This is a genomic window from Yoonia sp. (assembly GCF_014859355.1).
GTDB lineage: Bacteria > Pseudomonadota > Alphaproteobacteria > Rhodobacterales > Rhodobacteraceae > Yoonia.
Genome location: NZ_JACUUJ010000003.1, coordinates 53,429 through 66,150, shown reverse-complemented (window position 1 = coordinate 66,150; position 12,722 = coordinate 53,429). Strand labels below are relative to the sequence as shown.

The 12,722-nt window shown below is 60.5% G+C and carries 10 protein-coding genes and 1 riboswitch; of the genes, 4 read left to right on the top strand and 6 right to left on the bottom strand.

Annotated features, from left to right (window positions below; translation table 11 throughout):
- Nucleotides 1-8: 8 nt before the first annotated feature.
- The 4 genes from IBX59_RS02405 to IBX59_RS02390 are packed head-to-tail and all read left to right on the top strand — an operon-like array spanning nucleotide 9 to nucleotide 4,923.
- Nucleotides 9-1,535 carry a tripartite tricarboxylate transporter permease gene (locus IBX59_RS02405; protein WP_296372019.1) on the top strand — a complete coding sequence of 509 codons (1,527 nt, stop codon included), beginning with the start codon at nucleotides 9-11 and terminating at the stop codon, nucleotides 1,533-1,535.
- A 24-nt stretch (nucleotides 1,536-1,559) separates the two neighbouring features.
- Nucleotides 1,560-3,089, top strand: coding sequence for an acyl--CoA ligase (locus IBX59_RS02400; protein WP_296372017.1), 1,530 nt, complete (start codon nucleotides 1,560-1,562; stop codon nucleotides 3,087-3,089).
- Nucleotides 3,090-3,094: 5 nt separating this feature from the next.
- Nucleotides 3,095-4,078, top strand: a complete 984-nt coding sequence (locus IBX59_RS02395; protein WP_296372016.1) for a 2-dehydropantoate 2-reductase — start codon at nucleotides 3,095-3,097, stop codon at nucleotides 4,076-4,078.
- A gap of 11 nt (nucleotides 4,079-4,089) precedes the next feature.
- Nucleotides 4,090-4,923 carry a universal stress protein gene (locus IBX59_RS02390; protein ID WP_296372014.1) on the top strand — a complete coding sequence of 278 codons (834 nt, stop codon included), beginning with the start codon at nucleotides 4,090-4,092 and terminating at the stop codon, nucleotides 4,921-4,923.
- Here the strand turns inward: IBX59_RS02390 and IBX59_RS02385 are convergent.
- The 6 genes from IBX59_RS02385 to metK all read right to left on the bottom strand — a co-directional run bounded on the left by IBX59_RS02385 (nucleotide 4,920) and on the right by metK (nucleotide 12,653).
- Nucleotides 4,920-6,437, bottom strand: a complete 1,518-nt coding sequence (locus IBX59_RS02385) for an AMP-binding protein (protein ID WP_296372134.1) — start codon at nucleotides 6,435-6,437, stop codon at nucleotides 4,920-4,922. The genes IBX59_RS02390 and IBX59_RS02385 overlap by 4 nt on opposite strands.
- 161 nt (nucleotides 6,438-6,598) lie before the next feature.
- Nucleotides 6,599-8,272: a 30S ribosomal protein S1 gene (gene rpsA, locus IBX59_RS02380; protein WP_296372012.1), complete on the bottom strand. Its 1,674-nt coding sequence runs from the start codon at nucleotides 8,270-8,272 to the stop codon at nucleotides 6,599-6,601.
- 340 nt (nucleotides 8,273-8,612) lie between these two features.
- Nucleotides 8,613-9,230: a d(CMP) kinase gene (locus IBX59_RS02375; RefSeq protein ID WP_296372010.1), complete on the bottom strand. Its 618-nt coding sequence runs from the start codon at nucleotides 9,228-9,230 to the stop codon at nucleotides 8,613-8,615.
- The gene (gene aroA, locus IBX59_RS02370) at nucleotides 9,227-10,579 is read right to left on the bottom strand and encodes a 3-phosphoshikimate 1-carboxyvinyltransferase (RefSeq protein ID WP_296372008.1); all 1,353 of its coding nucleotides are present in this window, start codon (nucleotides 10,577-10,579) and stop codon (nucleotides 9,227-9,229) included. The genes IBX59_RS02375 and aroA overlap by 4 nt, the downstream gene beginning before the upstream one ends.
- Before the next feature lie 107 nt (nucleotides 10,580-10,686).
- A complete protein-coding gene (gene trmB / locus IBX59_RS02365; protein WP_296372006.1) occupies nucleotides 10,687-11,400 on the bottom strand; it encodes a tRNA (guanosine(46)-N7)-methyltransferase TrmB in 714 nt (237 codons plus the stop codon).
- 71 nt (nucleotides 11,401-11,471) lie between these two features.
- Nucleotides 11,472-12,653, bottom strand: coding sequence for a methionine adenosyltransferase (metK, locus tag IBX59_RS02360; RefSeq protein WP_296372005.1), 1,182 nt, complete (start codon nucleotides 12,651-12,653; stop codon nucleotides 11,472-11,474).
- A gap of 7 nt (nucleotides 12,654-12,660) precedes the next feature.
- Nucleotides 12,661-12,708, bottom strand: a riboswitch (SAM-SAH riboswitch).
- Nucleotides 12,709-12,722 lie beyond the last annotated feature (14 nt).

Sequence of the window (12,722 nt, the reverse complement as noted above, 5' to 3'; positions counted from 1 at the left end):
CACAAAACATGGATCTGCTCGCTCATCTGGCCGAAGGTTTCGCCACATCCCTGTCTCCGGTGAACCTGATGATCGTGATCATCGGCGTCACCGCTGGGCTTTTCATCGGGGCGATGCCGGGGCTGGGGTCGGTCAATGGCGTGGCGATTGTGCTGCCGCTGACCTTCATCGTGCCGCCCTCATCGGCGATTATCCTGCTGGCGGCCATTTATTATGGCGCCATGTATGGCGGCGCGATCAGTTCGATTCTACTTGGGATACCGGGTGCATCGACGGCGGTTGCCACCACCTTTGACGGGCGGCCCATGGCCCAACAGGGCAAGGCCGGGTTGGCGCTGATCGCCGCTGCGGTCGCATCCTTTGTGGGTGGCACGATTTCCGTGGTGCTATTCACGCTTTTTGCCGCGCCGTTGGCCGATCTGGCGCTGGCCTTTGGCCCGGCAGAAGAATTTGCACTGGTTTTGCTGGCGTTCACCACTTTCGTGGGCTTAGGCGGCGACGACGTGCTGAAAACGATCATCATGATCTGCCTTGGTCTGGTGCTGTCCACTGTCGGGCTTGACCTGATTTCAGGCCAACCGCGGTTGATCTTTTTCGACCAGCCAGGGTTTTATTCGGGCATGAGCTTTCTTGTGCTGGCCATCGGCGTTTACGGCGTGGGCGAGATTTTGCACACGATTGAAACCTCGAAAACCGCACCACAGGTGACGCCGGCCCGGCTGACATTTGGGTCGCTTTGGCTGGGTATCAAGGAAATGAACAAGCTATGGCGCACCATGAGCTTTGGGTCGTTCATCGGGTTTTTTGTGGGTATGCTGCCTGCCGCCGGGGCCACGCCCGCCGCGCTGATGGCCTATGGCCTGGCCAAGCTGATGTCCAAGAACCCAGACAGTTTCGGCAAGGGCAACATCGAAGGGGTTGCCGCCCCCGAAACCGCCAACAACGCCGCATCAACCGGATCGCTGTTGCCGATGCTGACGCTGGGCATCCCCGGTTCACCCACCACGGCGCTGCTGCTGGGCGGCATGGTCATGTGGGGGCTGGTGCCCGGCCCAATGTTGTTTATCGAACAACCCGATTTTGTCTGGGGGCTGATTTCGTCGCTTTACACCGCCAACCTGTTTGCGGTGCTGGTGAATATCGCGCTGATCCCGGTTTTTGTCTGGGCGCTACGGATGCCGTTTACCGTGCTTTGCGCGATGGTGCTGGTTTTGTGTATCGTTGGCGGCTATGCGCCCAGCCAGAAAATGCACGATGTCTGGCTGATCGCGGGCTTTGGCGCCGGGGGCTATCTGTTGCGCAAGGCAGATTATCCTTTGGCCCCGTTGGTGCTGGCTATTGTGCTTGGCCCCCTGATGGAGAAAAGTTTCCGCCAGACTTTGATTGCAGAACAGGGGAACATGATGGCATTTATCGAACGTCCGTTGTCAGCCACCTTCATTGCGATCAGTGCAGTTTTCTTTCTGTTGCCGCTTCTGAAACACTTTCGCCGCATGACGCGCCGCAACGGCGCGTCTGAACGGCCTGCCGAATAACACCAAGAACGAAGGACACCCCCCATGCACACAACGATGAGCGCCCTTTTGTCGGGCCACAACGGCGCCGCACCTGCCATCGGCGCACCAGACCGCCCATGGCTGACATATGACGGGCTGCGTGGCTTGACCGATGAGGTGCGCACGGCGCTGAACGCCATGGGCATCGGGCGCGGAGATCGCGTGGCGATTGTGCTGCCCAACGGGCCGGAAATGGCAACGGCCTTTGTCACCGTCGCGCAAGTGGCAATAACCGCACCGCTGAACCCCGCCTACCGCGAAGAAGAATATGATTTCTACCTGTCCGACCTGAAAGCCAAGGCGCTGGTTGTAATGGCAGGTGACGACGGCCCCTCTGTTGCCGCCGCAACCAAGGCGGGCATGGCCATCATTCGCCTGTCGGTGCCCGAAGGGGCAGCAGCCGGGGCGTTCACGCTGTCGTCTGACGCCACAGGCAGTGGCGATGCCACGCCCCCTGCCGCCGATGATGTCGCGCTGATCCTGCACACATCGGGCACCACATCGCGCCCCAAGATCGTGCCGCTGCTGCAATCGAATATCGCGGCCTCTGCCGAACACATCAAGGTTTCGCTGGACCTTACCGCGGCCGACCGTTGTCTGAACGTCATGCCGCTGTTCCATATTCACGGGCTGATTGCCGCTGTAACGGCTTCGCTGGCCGCAGGGGGGTCAATTTTCTGCACAGGCGGTTTCAACGCGATGAACTTCTTTGCCATGATGAAAGAAAGCCAACCCACATGGTACACCGCCGTGCCGACGATGCATCAGGCGATCCTGTCGCGCGCGGGCCGCAATGCCGATGTCATCGCCGAAACCCCGCTGCGGTTCCTACGGTCGTCGTCCGCCTCCTTGCCTGCGCAGGTCATGGTCGCGCTGAACGAAACCTTTGGCGCCCCTGTGGTCGAAGCTTACGGCATGACCGAGGCCGCGCACCAGATGGCCTGCAACCCGTTGACCTCTGGTCGCCAGAAACCCGGTGCGGTGGGTATGCCGGCAGGGCCAGAAATGCGCATCGCGCATGAAACCGAAAACCGCCTGATCGACGGCACCGGCGAGGTCGTGATTTCCGGCCCCAACGTGACACCGGGGTATGAAGGCAACGCAGACGCGAACGCAAAAAGCTTTTTCGAATCCGAAGGTGCGCGCTGGTTCCGCACCGGTGATCAGGGCGCGTTTGACGACGAAGGTTATCTGCACCTGACGGGCCGCTTGAAGGAAATCATCAACCGCGGCGGCGAAAAGATCAGCCCGCTAGAGGTGGACGGCGTGCTGCTGGATCACCCCGATGTTGCGCAGGTCGTCACCTTTGCACTGCCCCATCCCAAACTGGGCGAAGAGGTCGCCGCCGCTATCGTGCTGAAAGACGGGGCAACCGCGACGGAAAAGGACATTCGCGCCTTTGCCGCCGATCACATGGCCGATTTCAAGGTGCCGCGCAAGGTGATCATCATGGATGAAATTCCCAAGGGCGCCACCGGTAAGATGCAACGCATTGGTCTGGCTGAAAAGCTGGGTCTGGTGGAAAAGGCCTGACGCTCATGAAAATCTGTATTTTTGGGGCTGGCGCCATCGGCGGCTATATGGGCGTGAAGCTGGCGCAGGCGGGGGCTGATGTCAGCCTGGTGGCGCGCGGGCCGCATCTGGCCGCGATGCAGGACAAGGGCCTGACCCTGATCGAAGAAAGCGGTGAACCGGTCACGGTGCCCGTTACGGCCAGCGATAATCCCGCCGATCTGGGGCCGCAGGACTACGTGATTGTCACGCTCAAGGCGCATTCGGTGCCGCCAGTGGTGGACAAGATGCAACCGCTGATCGGGGACCATACAACCATCGTCAGCGGCGTGAACGGCGTGCCGTGGTGGTATTTCCACAAGATCGGCACCGATCTGGAAGGCACGCGGCTGGAATCCGTGGACCCCGGCAATGCGCAATGGGATGGTTTTGGCCCCGACCGGGTGCTGGGCTGCGTGGTGTATCCCGCAGCCGAGGTCATCGAACCCGGCGTGATCAAACATATCGAAGGCAACCGCTTTTCGCTGGGCGAACCCGATGGCAGCAAATCGGAACGGGCCGTGGCCCTATCGCGGGCGTTATCAGCGGCGGGGCTCAAGGCGCCTGTGCGCCCGCGCCTGCGCGATGAAATCTGGGTGAAACTGTGGGGGAACCTGTCGTTCAACCCGATTTCCGCGCTGACGCACGCAACGCTGGATGTGCTTTGCACCGACCCCGGCACACGCGCCGTGGCGCGGGGAATGATGATCGAAGCGCAGGAAATCGCGGAAAAACTGGGCGTGAAATTCCCCATCGACGTGGACCGCCGGATTGATGGCGGGGCCGCCGTGGGTGCGCACCGCACATCCATGTTGCAGGATCTTGACGCAGGCCGCCCGATGGAGATCGACGCACTGGTGGGGTCGGTGCAGGAACTGGGCCGCGTGACGGGCACCCCGACCCCCACCATCGACACGGTGCTGGCGCTGATCAAACTGCGGGGCCGCACCGCAGGGCTTTACACCGGCTGAAGGGGCATATCATGGCCATCAAGAACATCCTTGTCGCCTATAACGGCCTGCCCGGATCAGATGCGGCACTGCATGGTGCGGTTGCGATGCAACGGCATTATGGCACACATCTGACCGGCCTGTTCGCGCATGGCGGTTCAAAGTTATCATCCCAATTCAAACCTTGGATGCCGCAAAAGGTGCAGGATGCGATCATGCAGGTCGCAGACGAGGCACATACAGAGCTGCGGGGGAAATTTGATCAGATTTGCGCCGCAGTTCCCGATCAAAAACGGCACTGGGTTGACAGTGGCGGCCCCGTGCAGCCAACAATCACCGCTTATGCCCGGCTTTACGATATTACGATCCTTGGCATGCATGAGACCGCAACAGCCTATGGCCAGTCGCATATCGAGATTTACCCCGATCGCATCACCTATGATAGCGGGCGCCCGGTCATCATCTTTCCTTCCTCCTATAGAAAGCCGCATTTTGGCAAGAAAACCGTGGTCGCCTGGGATGGCGGGCGGGCCGCGTCGCGCGCGTTGGCCGATGCCACCCGATTTCTGGAAAAGGATGATCCGGTTGAAATCGTGTCGGTCGGGCGGTCGCCATTTTCAGGGTCATTGCCGGGCATTGACGCAGGTCAGATCCTGCAACGCCATGACCTGAACGTCACGCTGACCGAACTGCCGCGCGACAGGCGGTCTATTGCGGATACGCTGGTGGATCATTGCCAGCAAACCAACGCCGATCTGCTGGTCATGGGTGCCTATGAACATTCACCCCTGCGCGAAGGCCTGTTCGGCGGGGTCACGCGCGACATCGGAATGCGCGCGAATATCCCCGTATTGATGAGCCACTAAGACGGCGCAAACTGCGCCCGCAGCTGCGCCTTTTGCACCTTGCCCATCGTGTTGCGCGGCAAGGCAGGCAAAAAATAAACGTGGCGCGGCAATTTGAACCGCGCCAGATCATCGGCAACCCCTGCCCTGATCGCATCAGCATCCAGATCGGCACCGGGGGCCAGCACAACGGCAACGGCCACCACCTCGCCCAGATCTGGATCGGGCAGGCCAAAGGCCGCGCTTTCCGCCACGCCAGCCAGCGCATCGATCAGGGTTTCCACCTCTTTGGGGTAAATGTTATATCCGCCTGAAATGATCAGATCTTTGGACCGGCCCACGATCGTCAGATAACCGTCACGATCCAACTGCCCCAGATCGCCGGTCTTGAACCAACCATCGGGGCGCATATCTTCGGCTGTTTTGTCAGGCATCTGCCAATAGCCCGCAAACAGGTTCGGCCCGCGCACTTCGACCCCGCCGACAGCACCTAGCGGCACCGGCGCAGCCGCGTCATCCACCACGCGCAGATCCACACCCGGCAGCGGCAGCCCCACGGTGCCGGGTTTGCGCAGGCCGGCATAAGGGTTTGACGTGCTCATCGAGGTTTCGGTCATGCCATAGCGTTCCAGCACCCAATGCCCGGTGCGGTCGTGCCAAAGGTGGTGGGTTTCGGTCAACATCGGGGCGGACCCGGAAATGAACAGGCGCATATGGCGCGCGGCATCGCGGTTCAGGCCGGGCAGGTCCAGCAGGCGGGTGTAGAATGTCGGCACCCCCATCAGCGCCGTCGCATGGGCGAAATCATCCAGCACCGCGCCCGCATCGAATGCGCGGTGCAGCAACAGCGCCCCACCCGCCATCAGCGTGACATTGATCGCCACGAACAGCCCGTGTGTATGAAACAGCGGCAGTGCATGGATCAGCACATCATCCGCCGTGAATCGCCACAGATCGCGCAAGCTGGCCGCATTCGATGCAAGGTTATCATGGGTCAGCATCGCGCCTTTGGACCGGCCCGTGGTGCCCGATGTATAAAGGATCGCCGCCAGATCATCCGCCGCGCGCGGCACTGCCTGTGCGATGGGGGTGGCCTGTTGCAACGCATCGGCCAATGTGCCCCCGCCATCCGCATCCAGCGTCAGGACCGTGTCCACACCGGCCTTGGCCGCAACCGGACCAAGCGCCGCCAGATTGGCCGGACAGCAAACAAAGACACGCGGGCGCGCGTCGGTCAGGAAATAATCGATCTCGGTCGCGGTATAGCCGGTGTTCAGCGGCAAATGCACCGCACCGCACAGAACCGTGCCCAGATATAGCGGGATCGCCGCAACAGATTTCGGCACCTGCACCGCCACCCGATCACCGGGGGCCACGCCAAGGGACACTAGAACACCTGCCACCTGTTCCGCCTGCTGCCAGACTTGGGCATAGGTTGTCATCATTCCGGTCACTCGGTCGGTGACAAAAGGCGCGTTTTCAGTGCCCAGCGACCCTACACGCAGGGCATAGGCCAGCGGGTTTACATCATACATGATCGGTCCCTTTTCGATATATTTGCCGTGATAAATCACCGGAACCGCCGCCGCAATCGGCCAGCCAGCGGCGAACGTTTTATCTGTATCGCGCACCGACAACAAAAAACCCCGCCGCAGTTGCCTGCAACGGGGTCATTCATTTCAGTTGAGAAACCGAATTATCCGTCACGCTTCAGTGCTGCACCCAGGATATCGCCCAAGGATGCACCGGAATCAGAAGAACCGAACTGTTCGACCGCTTCTTTTTCTTCCGCGATTTCACGTGCCTTGATCGACAGACCCAGCTTGCGGGTCTTGCTGTCGATGTTGGTGACGCGCACGTCGACCTTATCGCCAACGCCAAAACGCTCTGGGCGCTGTTCGGCACGGTCACGCGACAGGTCGGAACGACGAATGAAGGATTTCATGCCTTCATACTCGACCTCGATGCCGCCGTCTTCGATCTTGGTCACTTCAACAGTGATGATCGAACCGCGCTTCACGCCGCCAACAGCTTCTGCGAATGGGTCGCCGTCCAGCGCCTTGATCGACAGGCTGATGCGTTCTTTTTCAACGTCAACTTCGGCAACCTTGGCTTTCACGATGTCGCCCTTGCGGAAATCACCGATGACGTCTTCGCCACGGCCTTCCCATGTCAGGTCTGACAGGTGAACCATGCCGTCAATGTCGCCTTCAAGGCCGATGAACAGACCGAATTCGGTGATGTTCTTGACTTCGCCTTCAACCTCGGTGCCCTCAGGGTGGGTTTCTGCAAACACTTCCCATGGGTTGCGCTGGGTCTGTTTCAGGCCAAGGGAAACGCGACGCTTGGCTGAATCAATTTCCAGAACCATGACTTCGACTTCCTGGCTGGTCGAGACGATCTTGCCGGGGTGAACGTTTTTCTTGGTCCAGGACATCTCGGACACGTGAACCAGACCTTCGACACCGGCCTCCAGCTCTACAAACGCGCCGTAATCGGTGATGTTGGTCACGCGACCCTGATGCACGGAACCCAGCGCGAACTTCTGCTCGACCGCATCCCATGGATCGTCTTGCAGCTGCTTCATGCCCAAGGAAATACGGTGGGTTTCCTTGTTGATCTTGATAACCTGCACCTTGATCGTTTCACCAATCGACAGGATCTCGGACGGGTGGTTGACCCGGCGCCATGCCATGTCGGTGACGTGCAGCAGGCCGTCAACGCCGCCCAGATCAACGAAGGCACCGTATTCGGTGATATTCTTGACCACGCCGTCAACTTCCTGACCTTCGGTCAGATTGCCAATGACTTCGGCACGCTGTTCGGCACGTGATTCTTCAAGGATCGCACGACGCGACACAACGATATTGCCCCGGCGACGGTCCATTTTCAAAATCTGGAACGGCTGCTTAAGACCCATCAACGGGCCAGCATCGCGCACGGGGCGCACATCAACCTGTGATCCGGGCAGGAAGGCGACAGCGCCGCCAAGGTCCACAGTGAACCCGCCTTTGACGCGGCCAAAGATCGCGCCATCGACACGTTCTTCGTCAGCATAGGCTTTTTCCAGACGATCCCAGGCTTCTTCGCGACGGGCCATTTCACGGGAAATGACGGCTTCGCCACGGGCGTTTTCGACCTGACGCAGGAACACTTCAACGGTGTCACCCACTTTGATTTCAGGCTCTTCGCCGGGATTTGCGAATTCTTTCAGATCAACGCGGCCTTCCATCTTGTAGCCCACGTCGATAATGGCTTGGCCCGCTTCGATCGCGATAACCTTGCCTTTGACAACAGACCCTTCGGCCGGTGTGTCCATTTCGAAGCTTTCGTTCAAGAGTGCTTCAAACTCTTCCATTGTGTTTGCCATGTGGCGTCGTTTTCCTAACGTTTGGTTTTATACGGGCCGTGCGGTTGTCTCCGCCGGTCTTTGGGATTTCATTTGGTTTGGGCGCCAAGGCGGGCCATAAAACAACAGGGCCGGTTGACACCGACCCCGCCCAAGTCTCAAGCCCGCGCCTGTCCCGGCGCTTCGACAGGGGGCGTATACGCCGGATGAGGCTTGTTTGCAAGGGGGTTGCCCCGCCCCGCGCCTGCTGTGGGCGGTCAGGATCGGAACGGTGCTATTTGCGGGCCGGCGTTTTACGTGGTCCATAAGGGCCAGATCAGCGCAACAGATTGACCTGCCGATCCGCAACGCCACAGGCCGGCTATCGCTTTCGTCGGTGTGCCGCTTCAACCACCGCCACGGCGCGTGCGATGGCGGCATCAACCGACAGATCAGATGTGTCGATCTGCACCGCATCTGCGGCAGCGACCAACGGGGCAGTGGCGCGGTCACTGTCACGGGTGTCGCGCGCCATGACATCGGCCAGAACGGTTTCAAATGTCGCCTCGATCCCCTTCTCGGCGAGTTCCTTATGACGGCGCGCGGCGCGGCATTCAGGGCTGGCGGTGATGAACAATTTGGCATCGGCGTCAGGGCAGATCACCGTGCCAATATCACGCCCATCCAACACGGCACCACCGGCGCGGCGGGCAAAGCCACGCTGGAAATCCACCAAAGCGCTGCGCACATCAGAAATGACGGCCACCTCGCTTGCGGCTTGCGCGACAGCGGGTGTGCGCAGATTATCGTTTTCCAGATCGACAGGGTCCAGCGCACGGGCCACCGCGACCGGATCCCCCCCCGCCAGCACCCTGGCCCCTACCGCACGGTAAAGCAGCCCGGTATCCAGATGCGCCAGCCCGAAATGTTCTGCCACAGCGCGCGAAATGGTCCCCTTGCCCGCCGCCGCAGGGCCGTCGATAGCGACGATAAAGCTCATGTTTCTTCTCGCTCGATCTGCGCGCCAAGCCCCGCCATCAGCGGTTCAAACACCGGGAAAGACGTGGCAATCGGCCCGCCGTCATCCACGCGCATCGGTTTTTGCGCGGCCATGCCCATGACCAAAAAGGCCATCGCGATCCGGTGATCCAACTGGCTGGCGACCGTCACACCCCCCGGTACATTGCCATGGCCAAGCCCCGTCACGCGCCACCAGTCCGGGCCTTCGTCCACGGTGACACCGGCGGCGCGCAGGCCCTTGGCCATCGCATCAATCCTGTCGCTTTCCTTGACGCGCAGTTCCTTGACGCCCTGCATGTCGGTCACGCCAGTCGCAAAGGCCGCCACAACCGACAGCACCGGATATTCATCAATCATGCTGGCCGCACGCGCAGGCGGCACGGCGATGCCGTTCAGATCAGGCGAATAACGCGCACGCAGATCCGCCACAGGCTCGCCACCTTCCTCGCGCAGGTTTTCATAGGTCAGATCGGCCCCCATTTCCTGCAGGGTGGTGAACAGGCCTGCACGGGTCGGGTTCAACCCGATATTGGGCACCAGCACGTCCGATCCGGGCACGATCAGCGCTGCACAAACCGGAAACGCCGCCGATGAAGGATCACGTGGCACGATGATTGTCTGCGGTTGCAGATCGGGCTGGCCGGTCAGGGTGATGACCCGGCCTTCGTCCGTTTCTTCCACCGTCAGGGTTGCGCCAAAACCCTGCAACATCCGTTCGGTGTGATCGCGGGTTGCTTCTTTTTCAATCACGACAGTCTGGCCCGGCGCATTCAACCCCGCCAACAACACCGCCGATTTCACCTGCGCCGAGGGCACTGGCACGGTATAGCGCACGGGCACCGGATCAGCAGCGCCGACAATCGTCATGGGCAAACGCCCACCGGCACGCCCCACCGCCTGCGCACCAAACAGCGTCAGCGGATCAGTCACGCGCCCCATCGGGCGGCCATTCAATGACGCATCACCGGTAAAAGTCGCCGTGATCGGCGATGTGGCCATCGCCCCCATGATCAGGCGCACACCAGTGCCGGAATTGCCACAGTCAATAACCTGATCGGGTTCGGCAAACCCGCCCACACCCACACCCTGCACCGACCATTCGGCGCCGCCATGATCCGTGACAGTCGCGCCAAAGGCCCGCATCGCGCGGGCGGTGTCCAGCACGTCTTCGCCCTCCAACAAGCCGGTGATGCGTGTTTCACCCACACACAGCGCCCCAAGGATCAGGGACCGATGCGAAATCGACTTGTCCCCCGGCACATTGGCCGTGCCGATCAAGGGGCCACAGGGGCGCGATGTCATCGGAATGGGGGTGCCGTGGCCAGCCATGATCATGTCCTTGTTTTATCTCAGCCGCGTGATAGCGCAGCGCTGCGTCATGGTCCATCACGCCCCGCTTCTGCCGCGGATAAATATCCCCGCCGGGGCTTCGACGCTTATCGCTTGCGAAAAGTCAGATAATGGGGCGTGCGACCTTCGCGCAGGGCCTTTTGTTCATAACGGGTCGACAGCCAGTCATCCCATGGATTGCGCCAATCATCCGGCCCCTCTGCCAGCCAGTCAAAACCGTGACGCGGCACTTCTTCCAATGTTTGCCGCACGTAATCGGGAATATCCGTCGCAACCCGCAGGATCGCACCGGGTTTCATCACGCGGTGCAGCGGCACCAGATGTTCGGGGGTTACGAACCGGCGGCGGTGGTGGCGTTTCTTGGGCCACGGGTCGGGATAGTTCAGAAAGACGCGCGACAGCGTCGCATCCGGCAGCACATCGAACAGATCGCGCACATCACCCGGATGCACCGCAAGGTTTTGAACCTTTGCCTTGCGGATCTTACCCAAGAGCATGGCAACACCGTTGATGAAAGGTTCGCAGCCGATCAGGCCAATGTCTGGATAACGCTGCGCCATATGCACCAGATGTTCGCCGCCGCCAAAGCCGATTTCAAGCCAGATATCCCTGTCCCCGAACAGACCCGCCAGATCCAGCGGCGTGCGGTCGGGGTTGTCTTCCCAACTGACAGGGCCGGGCGACAACGGGGCCAGATCGTTTTCCAGATAGTCATGCTGGCTGGCACGAATCGTTTTACCGCGAAAGCGGCCATAGAAATTGCGCCACGGCGCGCCCGAGGGGTGTTTGGTCTTTGTCATGGCGCGGGATGTAGCAAGGGCTGTGTGCGGGTGCAATCGTGTGTAGGGTGGGTCGAAACCCACCCTGGTTTTCAAACACCGCGCGCCAATGCCGCAGCCAGATCTGTATTTTCCCAGCTGAACCCACCATCTGCGTCAGGTTCGCGGCCAAAATGGCCATAGGCCGCCGTGCGTTCAAAGATCGGCTGGTTCAGTTTCAAATGCTTGCGAATGCCGCGCGGCGTCAGGTCCATTGCATGCGCAATGGCACGTTCGATCGCTGCCGGATCAACCTCGCCGGTGCCATGCGTGTCTGCGTAAATCGACAGCGGGCGCGCCACCCCGATGGCATAGCTTAGCTGGATCGTGCAACGTTCCGCCATGCCCGCCGCCACGACATTTTTGGCCAGATAGCGCGCGGCGTAGGCGGCAGAGCGGTCCACCTTGGTCGGATCTTTGCCGGAAAATGCACCGCCACCGTGCGGGGCAGCACCGCCATAGGTATCCACAATGATCTTGCGCCCGGTCAGGCCCGCATCGCCATCAGGGCCGCCAATCACGAATGTGCCGGTCGGGTTGACCCACCATTCGGTTTTCGGCGTGATGAACCCGTCTGGCAGAACCTCGCGGATGTAGGGTTCGACGATCGCACGGATATCGGCACTGGTCTGGCTTTCGTCGCAGTGCTGCGTGGACAGCACGATCGACGTCACCTCGACCGGCTTGCCGCCCGCGTAACGCAACGAAATCTGGCTTTTGGCATCCGGGCGCAGGGTCGGCTGTTCGCCAGATTTGCGCACCTCGGCCAGACGGCGCAGGATCGCATGGGCATATTGGATCGGCGCGGGCATCAATGCGGCGGTTTCAGTGGTGGCATAGCCGAACATGATCCCCTGATCGCCGGCGCCCTCTTCCTTACCTTCACCGCCGTTCACGCCTTGGGCGATATGGGCGGATTGTTCGTGCAACAGGTTGGTGATTTCCAATGTGCGCCAATGGAATTCATCCTGTTCATACCCGATTTCGCGCACGCAGCGCCGCACGATATGGGCAAGGTTATCTTTTAGCTCTGTCAGTTTTTCCTGGTCAGATAGCCCGACTTCCCCGCCGATGACGACGCGGTTTGTTGTGGCAAAGGTTTCACAAGCGACGCGCGCTTCCGGTTCCTCGGCAAGGAAAGTATCCAGAACCGCATCTGAAATGCGGTCGCACACTTTATCCGGGTGTCCCTCGGATACCGATTCCGAGGTGAAAGTGTAGTCTTGTCTTGCCATGGGGAAGTGCTCCGATAAAAAAAACTGCCACGTCAGGAAGCCGTTGTGACAGAACCAAATTCGCGTTTA

Bases quoted from the DNA above. Each gene is read 5' to 3' on its own strand.
- IBX59_RS02405 (WP_296372019.1), top strand. From the start codon at position 9: ATGGATCTGCTCGCTCATCTGGCCGAAGGTTTCGCCACATCCCTGTCT.
- IBX59_RS02400 (WP_296372017.1), top strand. From the start codon at position 1,560: ATGCACACAACGATGAGCGCCCTTTTGTCGGGCCACAACGGCGCCGCA.
- IBX59_RS02395 (WP_296372016.1), top strand. From the start codon at position 3,095: ATGAAAATCTGTATTTTTGGGGCTGGCGCCATCGGCGGCTATATGGGC.
- IBX59_RS02390 (WP_296372014.1), top strand. From the start codon at position 4,090: ATGGCCATCAAGAACATCCTTGTCGCCTATAACGGCCTGCCCGGATCA.
- IBX59_RS02385 (WP_296372134.1), bottom strand. From the start codon at position 6,437: ATGTATGATGTAAACCCGCTGGCCTATGCCCTGCGTGTAGGGTCGCTG.
- rpsA (WP_296372012.1), bottom strand. From the start codon at position 8,272: ATGGCAAACACAATGGAAGAGTTTGAAGCACTCTTGAACGAAAGCTTC.
- IBX59_RS02375 (WP_296372010.1), bottom strand. From the start codon at position 9,230: ATGAGCTTTATCGTCGCTATCGACGGCCCTGCGGCGGCGGGCAAGGGG.
- aroA (WP_296372008.1), bottom strand. From the start codon at position 10,579: ATGGCTGGCCACGGCACCCCCATTCCGATGACATCGCGCCCCTGTGGC.
- trmB (WP_296372006.1), bottom strand. From the start codon at position 11,400: ATGACAAAGACCAAACACCCCTCGGGCGCGCCGTGGCGCAATTTCTAT.
- metK (WP_296372005.1), bottom strand. From the start codon at position 12,653: ATGGCAAGACAAGACTACACTTTCACCTCGGAATCGGTATCCGAGGGA.